General features: G+C 68.2%; 8 protein-coding genes. 4 read left to right on the plus strand and 4 right to left on the minus strand.

The features are described 5' to 3' along the window. Positions 1 to 272: 272 nt before the first annotated feature. Positions 273 to 2,444 carry a TonB-dependent receptor gene (locus TX83_RS18665; RefSeq protein WP_064749538.1) on the minus strand — a complete coding sequence of 724 codons (2,172 nt, stop codon included), beginning with the start codon at positions 2,442 to 2,444 and terminating at the stop codon, positions 273 to 275. Positions 2,445 to 2,747: 303 nt separating this feature from the next. Here TX83_RS18665 and TX83_RS18670 point away from each other — a divergent pair, with 303 nt between their 5' ends. Next, positions 2,748 to 4,145, plus strand: a complete 1,398-nt coding sequence (locus tag TX83_RS18670; protein ID WP_064749500.1) for a GntP family permease — start codon at positions 2,748 to 2,750, stop codon at positions 4,143 to 4,145. A gap of 298 nt (positions 4,146 to 4,443) precedes the next feature. Then, on the plus strand, positions 4,444 to 5,532 hold the full coding sequence (locus tag TX83_RS18675) for a glycoside hydrolase family 99 protein (protein WP_064749501.1): 1,089 nt from the start codon (positions 4,444 to 4,446) through the stop codon (positions 5,530 to 5,532). A 415-nt stretch (positions 5,533 to 5,947) separates the two neighbouring features. Here TX83_RS18675 and TX83_RS18680 read toward each other — a convergent pair whose 3' ends face one another. Next, a complete protein-coding gene (locus TX83_RS18680) occupies positions 5,948 to 6,487 on the minus strand; it encodes a response regulator transcription factor (RefSeq protein WP_064749502.1) in 540 nt (179 codons plus the stop codon). Further along, on the minus strand, positions 6,484 to 7,719 hold the full coding sequence (locus tag TX83_RS18685; protein WP_141233572.1) for an ATP-binding protein: 1,236 nt from the start codon (positions 7,717 to 7,719) through the stop codon (positions 6,484 to 6,486). Before TX83_RS18685 ends, TX83_RS18680 begins: the two co-directional genes overlap by 4 nt. Before the next feature lie 199 nt (positions 7,720 to 7,918). Between TX83_RS18685 and TX83_RS18690 the strand changes: the two genes are divergently transcribed. After that, positions 7,919 to 8,308 (plus strand): hypothetical protein, encoded by a 390-nt coding sequence (locus TX83_RS18690; RefSeq protein WP_064749504.1) that lies wholly within the window; start codon positions 7,919 to 7,921, stop codon positions 8,306 to 8,308. Between the two features lie 88 nt (positions 8,309 to 8,396). Here TX83_RS18690 and TX83_RS18695 read toward each other — a convergent pair whose 3' ends face one another. Beyond that, positions 8,397 to 11,150 carry a TonB-dependent receptor domain-containing protein gene (locus TX83_RS18695; RefSeq protein ID WP_064749505.1) on the minus strand — a complete coding sequence of 918 codons (2,754 nt, stop codon included), beginning with the start codon at positions 11,148 to 11,150 and terminating at the stop codon, positions 8,397 to 8,399. Between the two features lie 487 nt (positions 11,151 to 11,637). On the opposite strand from TX83_RS18695, the gene TX83_RS18700 reads away from it, so the two are divergent. After that, entirely contained in the window at positions 11,638 to 13,386 is a 1,749-nt protein-coding gene (locus TX83_RS18700; RefSeq protein WP_064749506.1) for a DUF1800 domain-containing protein, read from the plus strand. Positions 13,387 to 13,393: the final 7 nt, after the last annotated feature.

Genomic DNA, 13,393 nt, shown 5'->3' on the forward strand with positions numbered 1-13,393 from the left:
GGCAGTTGCTGCGGCTGAGACAGGGACCGAGGGCAAGCACAGGAGCGGGACCGGACTTCGGATCGAATTCGGACTTGAAGATCATGGTCCGCCCTCCGAATGGACTCACCGCTTTCTTGAAAAAAAGGGCCTAGAGGGATTCGCTGTTGCCTTGCTGCTGATGCCTTGCTGTCGTCCTCCGGCGGCCTCGCCGGTGCCCCCAAAAAAACAGGCCCCCGCGCGAACGCGGAGGCCTGTTCTTCCGAACCCGCGCGGCCTCCTGCCGCGCGCGATCAGAAGTCGTACTTGACCGAGAAGGTGTACTGGCGCGGCGGACCGTAGAAGCCGGTGTAGACGCCCAGCGCCGAATTCAGGCTGTAACCGGTGGTGCGGTATTCCTTGTCGGTCAGGTTGCTGCCCTGCAGCGACAGCGTCCACGGGCCGTTGCTCTTCCAGGTCACCCCGGCGTTGACCAGGCCGTAACCGTCCTGGGTGATCGGCAGCGCGCCGGTGCGGACGATCTCGGTGGTCGCGATCACGTCGCTCTGGTAGCTGTAGCCGGCCCGCGCCGACAGCTTGCTGCCGTCGGACAGATCGGTGCGGTACTCGACGTTGATCGCGCCGGAGAAGTCCGGGGCGTTGGTGAACTCCTGCTCGTCGGCGATGTTGATCCCGGCGTACATGAACTCGTCGTACTTGGCGTCCAGCCAGGCCAGGTTGCCGGACACCAGCCAATGCTCGTTCGGCAACCACTGGTACTCGACCTCGAAGCCCTGCACCGTGCCCTTGCCGGCGTTGGTGAAGTCTCCGAAGAAGGCGTCGTTGGTGCCGTCGCCGTTGCTGTCGTAGGCGGTGAACACCGACAGCTGGATGTCCTTGTACTTGTTGTGGAAGTACGCCAGGTTCAGGAACAGGCGCTGGTCGAAGAAGGCCATCTTGCTGCCGATCTCATAGCTGTCGACGACCTCGTCGTCGAACGGCTCGGCCGAGCGCGGCACCGCGGTGGCCTGGGCGCGGATGTTGTAGCCGCCCGACTTGAAGCCGCGGGTGGCCAGACCGTACAGCAGAATGTCCGGAGCGATCTGGTAGTCCAGCGAGACCTTCGGCGAGGTGTTCTTGAAATTGATCTTACGGTCGAAGTTGGCCGCGATCACGCCGTTGGGAATGGTGAACGCCGGATCGCGGTAGCCGCGGTTGAGCACCTTGGCGCGCTTGTCCTCGTCGGTGTAACGCACGCCGACGTCGAGCTTGAGCTTGTCGTTCAGGTCGAAGGTCCAGTCGGCGTAGGCGGCGATGCTTTCGGTGTAGACCGTGCCCTGGGTGTCGCCGAAGCTGAGGTTGAAGAAGTTGTTCAGCACCTGGCCGCCGGCCTCGCCGTCGAAGCCGTAGATGCCCATCACGCCGCGCGCGCGGCCGCCGCCGTCGTAATTGGCCTGCAATTCGTGGCTGACCTGCTGGTCGCGGTAGAACGCCTTCACGTCGGCGATCTTGTTCTGCAGCGTGTCGAAGTCGATGTTGGTCTCGGTATCGGATTCGCGCTTGGCGATCACGTACTTGAAGGCCCAATCCTCGTTGGCGCGCCAGTTGACCGTCGCCGAGGCGCCCTTGATCGTGGTGTCGTTGACGTTGGGCATGCCGTTGCGCACGTCGTAGCGGTCGTCCAACGGCGCCTGGCCGGGGGCGAAGCGGTTCGGCGCCAGCATCTTGGCGCCGCGCACGCCGGACTGGTCGTCCATCCAGTCGAAGGCGAACTGGATGTCCAGATCGTCGCTGACGTACGCGCCGAGGCTGCCGCGCAGGGCCAGCACTTCCTTGTCGCTGACGTCCTGGCCGGTGACCACGTTCCTACCGAAGCCGTCGCGGTTGAGGCTGGCGACCGAAATCCGCCCGCGCAACGCATCGTCGCCGCCGATCGGGCCGCCGATCGCGGCCTTGACGTCGAGCTGGCCGTAGTTGCCCACCGTGACCGAGGCGAAGCCGTCGAGCGAGGTCGGCAGGCCGCGCGAGATGTACTTGATCGCGCCGCCGATGGTGTTCTTGCCGTACAGCGTGCCCTGCGGTCCGCGCAAGACTTCGACCCGCTCGACGTCGAACACGTCCAGCAGCGCGCCCTGGGGGCGGGCGATGTAGACGTCGTCCATGTAGATGCCGACGCCGGGGTCGACGCCCCACAGCGGATCGGACTGGCCGATGCCGCGGATGTAGGCGGTGATGGTGCTGCTGGAGCCGCGGGCGGCATAGACGGTCAGGTTCGGCACCAGCGCGTCCAGGTCGGACAGGTCTTCGACGTTGAGCCGGTCCAGCGCCTCGGGGGTGAAGGCGGTGATCGCGACCGGCACCTCCTGCAGGGTTTCCTCGCGCTTGCGCGCGGTCACGGTCAGGCCGCCGAGGGTCTTGGCCTCGGCTTGGGCGGCCGGTGCCGCGTCCTGCGCCCAGGCCGCGGGCGCCAACAGCGCGCCGGCGATCGCCAGGCTCAGGTAATTGCGCACGGTCCGGCCCACGATGGCGCCGCGCGGATGCTTGCCTTGCTTCACGTCTGTCTCCTCCCCAGAAACCGGTCGGCGGTCGGACCGTCGCCACCGCCGCCGCCGTTCCCGTCCCTCGGCGGAAACGACGGCGACGGCAGGACGCAGGCCCCCGCCATGCAGCGCAGACTAGGAGGCCGACGCCGCCGCGGCTGCTGTACCTTCGGACAATGCCGGGCTCCGGCGGGCTTGCCGACACTGCGTCCACGACGGGCGCGGAGCCTGTCACGGGGAACGAAACCGATGGCGTTTTTGATCGTGCTGGCCGCGCTGTGCTTCCTGATGTATGTCGCCTACCGCGGCCACAGCGTGATCCTGTTCGCCCCGGTGGCCGCGCTCGGCGCGGTGCTGCTGACCGATCCCAGCCTGGTCGCGCCGATGTTCACCGGCCTGTTCATGGACAAGATGGTCGGCTTCCTCAAGCTGTATTTCCCGGTATTCCTGCTCGGCGCGATCTTCGGCAAGCTGATCGAACTGTCCGGTTTCTCCAAGGCGATAGTGGCGGCCACCATCCGTCTGCTCGGGCGCGAGCGGGCGATGTTGTCGATCGTCGCGGTCTGCGCCCTGCTGACCTACGGCGGCGTGTCGCTGTTCGTGGTGGTGTTCGCGGTCTACCCCTTCGCCGCCGAGCTGTTCCGGCAGAGCGACATCCCCAAACGGCTGATCCCCGGCACGATCGCGCTCGGCGCGTTCACCTTCACCATGGACGCCCTGCCCGGCACGCCGCAGATCCAGAACATCATCCCGACCGCGTTCTTCGGCACCGACACCTGGGCCGCGCCTTGGCTGGGCCTGCTCGGCGGCGTGTTCATCCTGATCGTGGGCCTGAGCTATCTGAACTGGCGCCGCCGGGCCGCCGCCGCGGCCGGCGAAGGCTACGGCGACAACCTGGTCAACGAACCGGCGCCGTTCGCCGGCGATGCCCTGCCCAACCCGCTGCTGGCCTTGTTGCCGCTGGTACTGGTCGGGGTCGCCAACAAGCTGCTCAGCGTCTGGTTGCCGCAGGTCTACGGCAGCGAGCACCGCTTCGACCCGGCGGTGATCGGCAACGCCGCGCCGGTGGTGCAGGAGGTGTCCAAGGTCGCGGCGATCTGGGCGGTCGAGGGCGCCTTGCTGATCGGCATCGCTACGGTACTGGTCTGCGCCTGGAAACCGATCGCCGGCCGCTTCGCCGAAGGCAGCAAGGCCGCGATCGGCGGCGCCCTGCTGGCGGCGATGAACACCGCCAGCGAATACGGCTTCGGCGCCGTGATCGCGGCGCTGCCCGGCTTCCTGGTGGTCGCCAACGCCTTGAGCGCGATTCCCAATCCTCTGGTCAACGAAGCGATCACCGTGACCGCGCTGGCCGGAATCACCGGCTCGGCCTCCGGCGGCATGAGCATCGCCCTGGCTGCGATGGCCGACAGCTTCATCGCCAACGCCAACGCCGCCGGCATTCCGATGGAGGTGCTGCACCGGGTCGCGTCGATGGCCTCCGGCGGCATGGACACCCTGCCCCACAACGGCGCGGTGATCACTCTGCTCGCCGTCACCGGCCTGACCCATCGCCAGGCCTACAAGGACGTGTTCGCGATCACCCTGATCAAGACGGCGGCGGTGTTCGTGGTCATCGCGACCTTCTACGCCACCGGCCTGGTCTGAGCGGCCGCCCGGGGCCGCCGCGGGCAACGCATACCGCTTGCAGCAATGGCGTGAACCGCGACATCCGCGGCGACGACCGGCAAGGATGGATTGCGCATCGCGGCCGCTCCGCGCGTAAAGTTCCAAACCGTTTACGCGCCGCCTGCGCAGATCGCGCCCGAACCGCTGCGCAATGCCGGCCGCACGGGCGTTTGTCGCATTTGACGCGTCCAAAGCCGTGCGCAGGACATCTTCGGCGCTGGGCGACGCTCACGGATCGACCTATAGTCGGCCACTCTCCTCCGCTCAGCGTACCCGCATGCGCCTGGTCATCGCCGCCTTGCTGTGCCTGTCGTCCCTGCTCGCGCCGTCGCTCGCCCGCGCCGCCGATGCGCTCAACCATCGCGCCATCGCCTTCTACTACAACTGGTACGGCAGCCCGTCGCTGGACGGCGCACGCCTGCACTGGGCCCACGACGTACTGCCGGAGAACGACCGCGACACCACCCGCAAGCGCATCCCCGGCGACGGCGATATCGCCGCCAACTTCTACCCGCAGCTCGGCGAATACAGCAGCGCCGATCCGGCGATCATCGAGCGGCATATGCGCATGCTGGTGCAGGCCCGCATCGGCACGGTGGCGGTCACCTGGCTCGGCGTCGACGACCCCAGCTTCAAGAGCCTGGCGCCGCTGTTCGCCGCCGCGCAGCGCCACGGCGTGAAGATCTGTTTCCAGATCGAACCGGCCGCGCGCAAGACCGCCGACGACGCGCGCGCGGCGATCGTCGAGATCCTGGACCGCTACGGCAGGCATCCCGCGTTCTACCGCGATGCGCAGACCCAGCGGCCGCTGTTCTTCGTCTACGACTCCTACGTGATCGACCGCAGGGAATGGGCGCGGGTCCTGAGCCGCGACGGCGCGCAGACCCTCCGCGGCACCGATTACGACGCCGACGTGCTCGGCCTGTGGGTCGGCGCGGACGAGCACGCCTTCTTCGAACAATCCGGTTTCGACGGCTTCTACACCTATTTCGCCAGCCGCGGCTTCAGCTACGGCGCGACGCCGGAGCATTGGCCGGAACTGCACCGCTGGGCCAAGCGGCACGGCAAATTGTTCGTGCCCTCGGTCGGTCCTGGGTATGTCGACACCCGGGTGCGGCCGTGGAACACCAAGAACACCAAGGACCGCGAGCGCGGCGGCTATTACGACGCGATGTTCCGCGCCGCGATCGGCAGCGGCGCGCCCTTGATCGGCATCACCTCGTTCAATGAGTGGCACGAGGGCACCCAGATCGAACCGGCGGTGCCGTTCGAGCACGCGGCCTTCGATTACCTCGACTATGCGCCGCGCAAGCCGGACTACTACCTGGACCGCACGGCGTATTGGCTCGAGCGCTTCGGCCGATGAGCCCGCTTGTAGGAGCGGCGCAAGCCGCGACAGCCGAAGCGTCGAACGCAAGCGCCACGGCCGAAGCCCGGACGCGCGAAGTGGTCGCCGGCCCGACCTGAAACGACTCGGCTTCGGCTGCCACAGTGGGACTTCGTCGCTTCGGTTGTCGCGGCTTACGCCGCTCCTACCCGGGAGGGATCGAGGCTCAATGCTTGGCCCGCCGAAACGCCGGCTTTTTTAGGAGCGGCGTAAGCCGCGACAACCGAAGCCGCGCACGCGAGCGCCGCAGCCGAAGACCGGAAGCGCGAAGTGGTTGCTGGCTCGACCTGGACAGACTCGGCTTCGGCTGCCGCGGTGGTGTTTAGTCGCTTCGGTTGTCGCGGCTCATGGCCGGAGGAAATCCCCGTGGGACGCCGCTCCTACAAAAGCGTCGTCAGCGCTCGCGCACCGGGCGCTTGGCCAGGCGGCGCTGCAGGGTCCGACGGTCGACGCCGAGCACGCGTGCCGCGGCGGATACGTTGCCGCCGCATTCGGCCAGCACCCGCTGCACGTGTTCCCAACCCTGGCGCCGCAGCGACGCGGCCTCGGCCGGCGGTTCCGGCGCCGCTTCCGCGGCAGGCTCGGCGAAGGATTGGGCCAGGGCTTCGATGTCGAACGGCTTGGGCAGATAGTTCCAGGCGCCGCGCCGCATCGCATCGACTGCGGTGGCGATGCTGGCGTAGCCGGTGGCCAGCACGATCCGCGCCTGCGGGCGGCGCTGGCGCAGATCGTGGATCAGCAACAGGCCGTTGTCGGCGCCGAGCTTGAGGTCAAGCACGATCCCGTCGGGAGCGAACTCCTCCACCGCGGCGAGCGCGCTGGCCGCGTCGTGGCGCGCCTGCACTTCGACTCCGCGCCTGCCCAGCAGCCGCGCAAGCACTTGGCAGAACGCCAGATCGTCGTCGATCAACAGCACCCGCGCGGGCAGGCTCATGCCGCGTCCTCCGCCGCCGACGCCAGCAAGGGCAGATCGATTTCGGTGGCGCAGCCGCCGCCTTCGCGCTCGACCTGGCGCATGCGCCCGCGGCTGCGTTCGATCGCCGCCTTGGAGATCATCAGGCCGATGCCCAGGCCGCCGCCCTCGCCGTCCTGCAGGCGCGGCCGCTCGGCGATGCGCTGCGGGCCGGCGCCGCGGTCGAGGATGCTCAGCACCAGCCAGCCGCTGCGTATCGCCGTCTCGACGTCCACCGGCAGATCGCGGCCGAGTGCGGCGTTGGCGTCGGCGGCGTTGTTGATCAGGTTGATGATCGCTTGCTGCAGGCCGGGGTCGACCCGGACCCGGCCGCCTGCGGCGCCGGGACGGAACTGCGCGCTGGCGTTCGGCCGCAGCAGGCGCCAGCGGTCGACGCAGGCGTGGACGAAACCGTCGGCGGATTCCACTGTCGGCTCGCCGGCCGCGCCGCGGCGCGCCATTTCGGCCAGGGCCCGCACGTGTTCGCGGCAATGGCTCAACTGCGCGCGCATCAGTTCGATGTCTTCGCGCGCCGGCGGCTCCTCGTGCGCCAACCAGTCGTCGACCAGCAGGCCCATGGTCGCCAGCGGCGTGTTGAGTTCGTGCGCAGTGCCGGCGGCGAGCGAGCCCAGCGCCGACAGCGATTCGTCGCGGATCGCCCGTTCGCGCGCTTCCGACAGCCGCCGCCGCTGCTCGCGCACCACGCTCATGAAGCGGCTCAGCACGACCGCCATGATCCCGGCCGAGAGCAGGAAGTTGATCCACATCCCGGTCACGTGCAGCTGGAAATCGCCGCCGTGCATGTGCGGCAAGGGGATGTTGTGGCGCATCAGCCAGGTGTACAACGCCGCGGTCAGCGCGGTCAGGCCCAGCATCGGCGCGATGTCCAGGCCGATCGCCGCCACCGCCACCGGCAACAGGTACAGCGAGACGAAGGGGTTGGCCGGCCCGCCGGAGAAATACAACAAAGCGGTCAGCGCCAGCAGGTCGACCAGCAGCTGCAGGATCAGCGCGCGCGGACCGGCGTCGCGGTGGCGCAGCGACCACCCATGGCTGAGCACGTTGAACGCCAGCAGCCCGCACGAGATCGCCAGCAGTTCGCGCGCCGGGATCGGCAGGTTCAGGCGCTGGACCACGAACACCACGGTCAGCATCTGCCCGGCCACGGCCATGTATCGCAGGTAGATCAGCAGTTGCAGCACGGTTCGGCCCACACAACGCGAGCCCCGGATTATCGCATCCCCGCGTCACCGCGCCGCGGGCTGCGGCGATCGGTCCCGGCCGCCGGAGCGGACGCCCTGTCGGTTGTGACAGGCGGCAAAGCCGGCGGCGCCGCGGCCGCTATCCTCGACCGGCCAGAATCGTCTGGCGATCACAGGAAAGGACCTCATGAAATCGCAAGGATCGACGCTCATGAAACCCCTGTTCGGCTCCGCCCTCGCCGCCCTTCTCGGCAGCGGCGCCATCGCCCCGGCGGCCGCGCAAACCGGCCAGCCGGTGCTGTATTGCTTCGTCGGCCCCAACAGCCAGCCGCCGGTCGGCGACTTCGGCCGCTGCAGCACGAATTACCCCGCCAGCAGCTACACCGCGGTGTTCGAAGTCCGGCGCCTGCCCGCCGGCAGCTACAGTTTCGTCTGGACCACCGAGAGCGGCCTGGTGCTGGCCTGCGCCACGGCGCGCTGCAGCCAGACCTATCGCGGCAATATGGAAATCAGCGACATCGTCAGCGTGACCTACACCAACCTCGCCACCGGCGAATCGAGGACGCTGAGCCGCGCGCTGGCGATCAACGGGCCGTTCTGAGCGCTTCGCCGGCCGCCACCGCGACGCGGCGATGGCCGGCGATGGAAAAAGCGGGCCTCGGCCCGCTTTTTCGTGGAAGGCGGCGCGCTCAGCGGAAGCGGTAGTTCACTTCCAGCCAGAACTGGCGGCCATAGGGGTCGTAGTTGCCGACCGGGTAGAACGGCCAGCCGCCGCCGCTGCGATCGGCGGGCGGACGCGAGTCGCGCAGGTTGTTGACGATCAGCGCGACCGATCCCTGCTCGTTGAAACGGTAGGCCACGCTGCCGTTGTAGCGTGCGTACGGGGCGATGCGGCCGCTGCCGTCGCCGTTGGGCAGGCTGCCGTAGCGCAGGCCGGTCAGGTTCGCGGTCCAGTCGCCGATGTTCCAGGTCACTCCGGCATTGACCTTGCTGCGCCAGTCGGTGGAATCCAGCGAGTCGCGCAGATCGATCGCCGGATCGTCGGCGAACTGGCGGTAGTCGTGCTTGAGCACGAGGGTGTAGCCCAGGCGCGCGGCGAAATCGCCGTAGCGACCCGCGCTCCAGCGCAGGTTGCTCTTCAGATCGATGCCGTCGGTGCGCTCGGACGCGGCGTTGATCGCGTTGATCAGCACCCGCCGCACCTGGTCCGGCTGCACCGCCGCGTCGGAGGGATTGCGGATCACCCGGCTCAGCGCGTTCTGGCACAGCGGCGAACGGATGTCGCGCGGTTCGCCGCCGACGGTGCGGCCGAGGCGGCAGTCGGCTTCCTCGCGCAGGATGCGGCTGCTGCTGAGGTTGGTGACTTCGTCTTCCAGGCGGATGCTGTAGTAGTCCAGCGACACGTCGAAGCGGTCGGAGGGCGACCACACCAGGCCGACGCCGTAGGACTTGCCGGCTTCCGGCTTCAGGTCCGGATTGCCGCGGCTGGTGTAGTCGATCGCCAGGCCGGAGTAGTCGCAATCGTCGTAGGGCTGGCCGGCGGTGCGGCAGCGCCAGTAGTCGGTCATGCCCGGGTTATAGCCGCGGGTTTCGGCGGCGAAGATGTAGTTCATGTCCGGCGCGCGGAAGCTGGTCGCCGCGGTCGCACGCAGCAGCAGGCTGTCGAACGGACGGAACTCCAGGCCGGCGTTCCAGGTCGCCTTGCCCGACTTGCGCCCAGCGAAGCGGAACTCGTCGTAGCGCGCCGCGGCCGAGGCGGTCAAGCGCGAGAACAGCGGGACGCTGATTTCGGCGCCGATCGCGTAGCGGTCGCGCTCGCCCTCGGCGCGCACGCCGGCGCTGGTGTTCCAGAAGGTGCCGTCGCCCAGGTGCGGATCGGGACGGTTGATGTAGCCCTGGCTGCCGGCTTCGACCACGCCGGCGAAACCGACCGGCCCGGCCGGCAATTCGAACAGATCGCCGTTGACGGTGAAGGCCAGGTTCTGGATCCAGGCGGCGTTGTCGCTTTCGTGGAAACCGGTCAGGCGTTCGTAGTCGGCCGGAGTCAGCGGCCGGTACAAGCGCGACGGGTCCGGGTTGTACACGCCGATGCCGTTGCGCGTGCCCAGGCGCGGACCGAGGTAGAACTCGTTGATCCCGGCCAGGAACTGGCGGCGCTTGGTCTGGTTCTCGTAGCGGCCGCGGTTGTAGGCCAGCTCGTAGTCCCAGCCCGACTCGCCGAAGCTGCCGCGCACGCCGGTGGTGAAGGCCCAGGAACGCTCGAGGAAGCGGTTGTTGTTAGCGTGCGCCGAGCCGATTTCCTCCGGCGCGATGCGCCGGTACCAGATCTCGTTGAGGCCGCTGGCCTGGTTGTAGAAATAATTGTTGTCCGAGGTCCAGCTCGGCGCGCGGGTGTTGTTCTGGATGCTGGACACGCCCAGTTGCACGTCGGCGAACAGGTCGGTGCGGTCGTTGAGGTGCCAGGTCAGCGAGCCGTAGGCGTCGGCGTTCTTCTTCTCGGTCTGCACGGTCCAGAACGCCGGCGAGGCCTCGTTGCTGCCGCAGTACCAGCCCTGGCGCGGGTTGTTGACGCGGAACGTCGAGCCGCCGTACAGGCCGCCCAGCGTGGCGCAGTTCGCGCCCGGGTCGATGAAGCCGTTGGTGCGTGCGTTGCGGCGGTAGCCGACCTGGGTCGGCAACAACGCGGTGCCCGCCGGATTGTCGAGCAGCGAGTCCATGAAATCGCGCTGGCCGCCCCAGATCGCTTCGCGGTTCAGCAGTTCGATGCCGAACACCGAATCGTAACGCTCGCCGGACCGGCCGCTGACCAGTTGCAGGCGTTGGTTCTGGCCGCCGCCATGCTCGGTGCCGCCGACGCGCACGTTGACTTCGGTGCCTTCGAACTTGTCCTTGAGGATGATGTTGACCACGCCGGCGACCGCGTCGGAGCCGTACACCGCCGACGCGCCGCCGGCCAGCACTTCGATGCGCTTGATCAGGGCGCTGGGAATGTTGGCCAGGTTGACCACGTTGACCGAGCCTTCGTAGGCCAGCGGGTAGTCGGCCAGGCGGCGACCGTTGACCAGCACCAGGGTGTGGTTGGGACCGAAGCCGCGCAGGTTGATGGTGTTCGCCGCCGGGGTGAAGGTGTTGCCGAAGTCCTCGCCCTGCACCGAACCGGTGTTCTGGGTCAACGCACTGACCGCATCGAAGGCGCTACGGTAGCCCTGCGCGTCGATGTCTTCCTTGCTGATGACGGTGACCGGCGACGGCCCTTCCAGGCTTGCGCGCGGAATGCGCGAACCGGTCACCACGACCTGCTCCAGATCGGTCGTCGCGCTGGCGGGGCGATCGGCCGGCGCGGACTCCGCGGCCAGGGCCGAGGCGGAAGCGGCGAGCGCCGGCAGCGCCAGCGCGAGCAAAACGGAAAGCGGACGGCGTCGCAGCCGCAGGGCAGCGTGCATGGAGGATCCTCGTCAGTGGGGTTGGACCGGCCGCCGGGACCTGCACCCCCGAGCCCGCGGTACGGCGTTCCGGCCATGGTTGTTGCTATGCAGCATGCGCAGAAATGAACCCCGCGCATCTGCATATGGCGAGCCGGCATTTGCCTGTCGCCAGCGAAGCTGCGCCGCACGGCGCAGCAAGGCTACGCAGCGGCGCACGCGCGATCCGCGCAATGCGTCGCGGCTTGCGAACGCCGACGCGGTTCGCGCAATCGCCAGAATCGGCAAGCCCTCACTGTCGGCGAATGAGCGCCTGCACGAAGCGCGCGTGACGCGTCGCACGCACGCAACGGTACCGGTGACGAACGCGTCAACGCGCGTGCGCCGCAGCGCATCGAAACGGTGACGCAGCGCAGCTCACCGCGAATCGATCTGTGACGCAGCCAAGGCTTTGCCGCGAACGGGCGGCATTAAGCTCGCGCTCCCTGAACGACGCCGCAGGAATGCCATGAACCGCACGCTTTCCGCTTCAGAACTGGCGGCGACCCGCAGCCGGCTGGTGCAGCGCTACGGCGCGCTCGGCCGCAGCACGCCGTCGAAGGCCGCGCGCGCCAAGCTCGCCGGCGAAGCGCCTGCGCCGGCCGACGCGTTCGCCGCGGCCTTGCCGCTGGACCTGCCGCGGCCGCCGTTCTGGATCCGCGTGCTGGGCAATCTCAGCTACGGCGCGACGCCGCAGTCGATCGCCGAATTCAACGCGCTCGGCACCACCGACACTCAGCGTCTGGCCAACTACGTCGACTGGCAGCTGGATTGGCGCGCGATCGACGACAGCGCGGTCGAAGCCCGCCTGGCCAATGCCGGGTACACCACCCTGGGCAAGTCGCTGACCCAGTTGTGGGCCGACCACGTCAAGCCCAACCCGGCCTACGAAGTGCGCATGCGCCCGGCCTGGGAATGCCAGCGCGCCGCGCTGGTGCGCGCGGTGCATTCCAAGCGCCAGTTGCACGAAATCATGGTCGGTTTCTGGCACGACCACTTCAACGTCACCGTCGGCGATTACGACGCCGGCCCGGTGTACGTGCACTACCAGCGCGACGTGATCCGGCCCAATGCGCTGGGCAACTTCCGCACCCTGCTCGAAGAGGTGGCCAAGAGCACCTCGATGCTCTACTACCTCGACAACGCCTCCAACACCCGCGCCGGCCCGAACGAGAACTTCGCCCGCGAACTGCTCGAACTGCATACGCTGGGCGCGGAGAACTACCTCGGCTTCATGGACCCGTTCCAGGTCCCGCCCGACGCCGAAGACCCGACCTACCCGGCCGGCTACACCGACATCGACGTATACGAGACCGCATCGGCCTTCACCGGCTGGTCGATCAAGAACGGCCATTGGGAATTCCCCAACGACAACGACGGCAGCTTCGTCTACCGCCAGTCCTGGCACGACGCCGGCCCCAAGTTCCTGCTCGGCCGCATGCTGTATCCCGAGCAGCCGGCGATGAAGGACGGCCGCGACGTGCTCGACCGCCTCGCCAGCCATCCGGGCGTGGCCCGCTTCGTCTGCCGCAAGCTGATCCGCCGTTTCATCAGCGACACGCCGGATCCGGCGCTGGTGCAGAGCGCGGCCAGGATCTTCCGCCAGAATTGGCGCAGCGCCGATCAGATCGCCCTGACCCTGCGCCACATCCTGGTCTCCACCGCGCTGTCGCAGGCTTGGGGCGCCAAGGCGCGGCGTCCGTTCGAGGCGGTCGCCGCGGCGATGCGCACGCTCGGCAGCGACTGGACCATCGCCGTCGGCAACGCCAAAAGCGACGAATTCGGCTGGCGCATGGGCTTCACCGGCCATGCGCCCTACGACTGGCCGGCGCCGAACGGCTACCCGGATACGCAGCAGGCCTGGTCGGGTTCGAGCAGCTATGCGATGACCTGGAAACTGCTCAACTGGCTGACCGAAGCCAGCGACGGCGGCGTGCCGCTGGCGCCAATCCTGGCGACCACGCGCGCGCAGGTGCCGCAATGGACCCCGACCAAGCTGGTCGATTTCTGGTGCCGGCGCATCCTCGGCTACCTGCCGACCGCGGCGCGCCGGCAGACGCTGATCGCCTTCATGGCCCAGAACGGCGACCCCGCGACTTACGTCGTCACCGACACCAACGCCTGGGCCGGCAGCGACCTCAAGCGCCACTACAACCAGGAACGGTTGCGCAGCATGGTCTCGCTGATCCTGATGTCGCCCGAATTCCTCAGCCGCTAGCAGGACG

Origin of the sequence: Lysobacter antibioticus HS124 (genome assembly GCF_000336385.2) — a bacterium.
GTDB classification, from domain to species: Bacteria; Pseudomonadota; Gammaproteobacteria; order Xanthomonadales; family Xanthomonadaceae; genus Lysobacter; species Lysobacter firmicutimachus.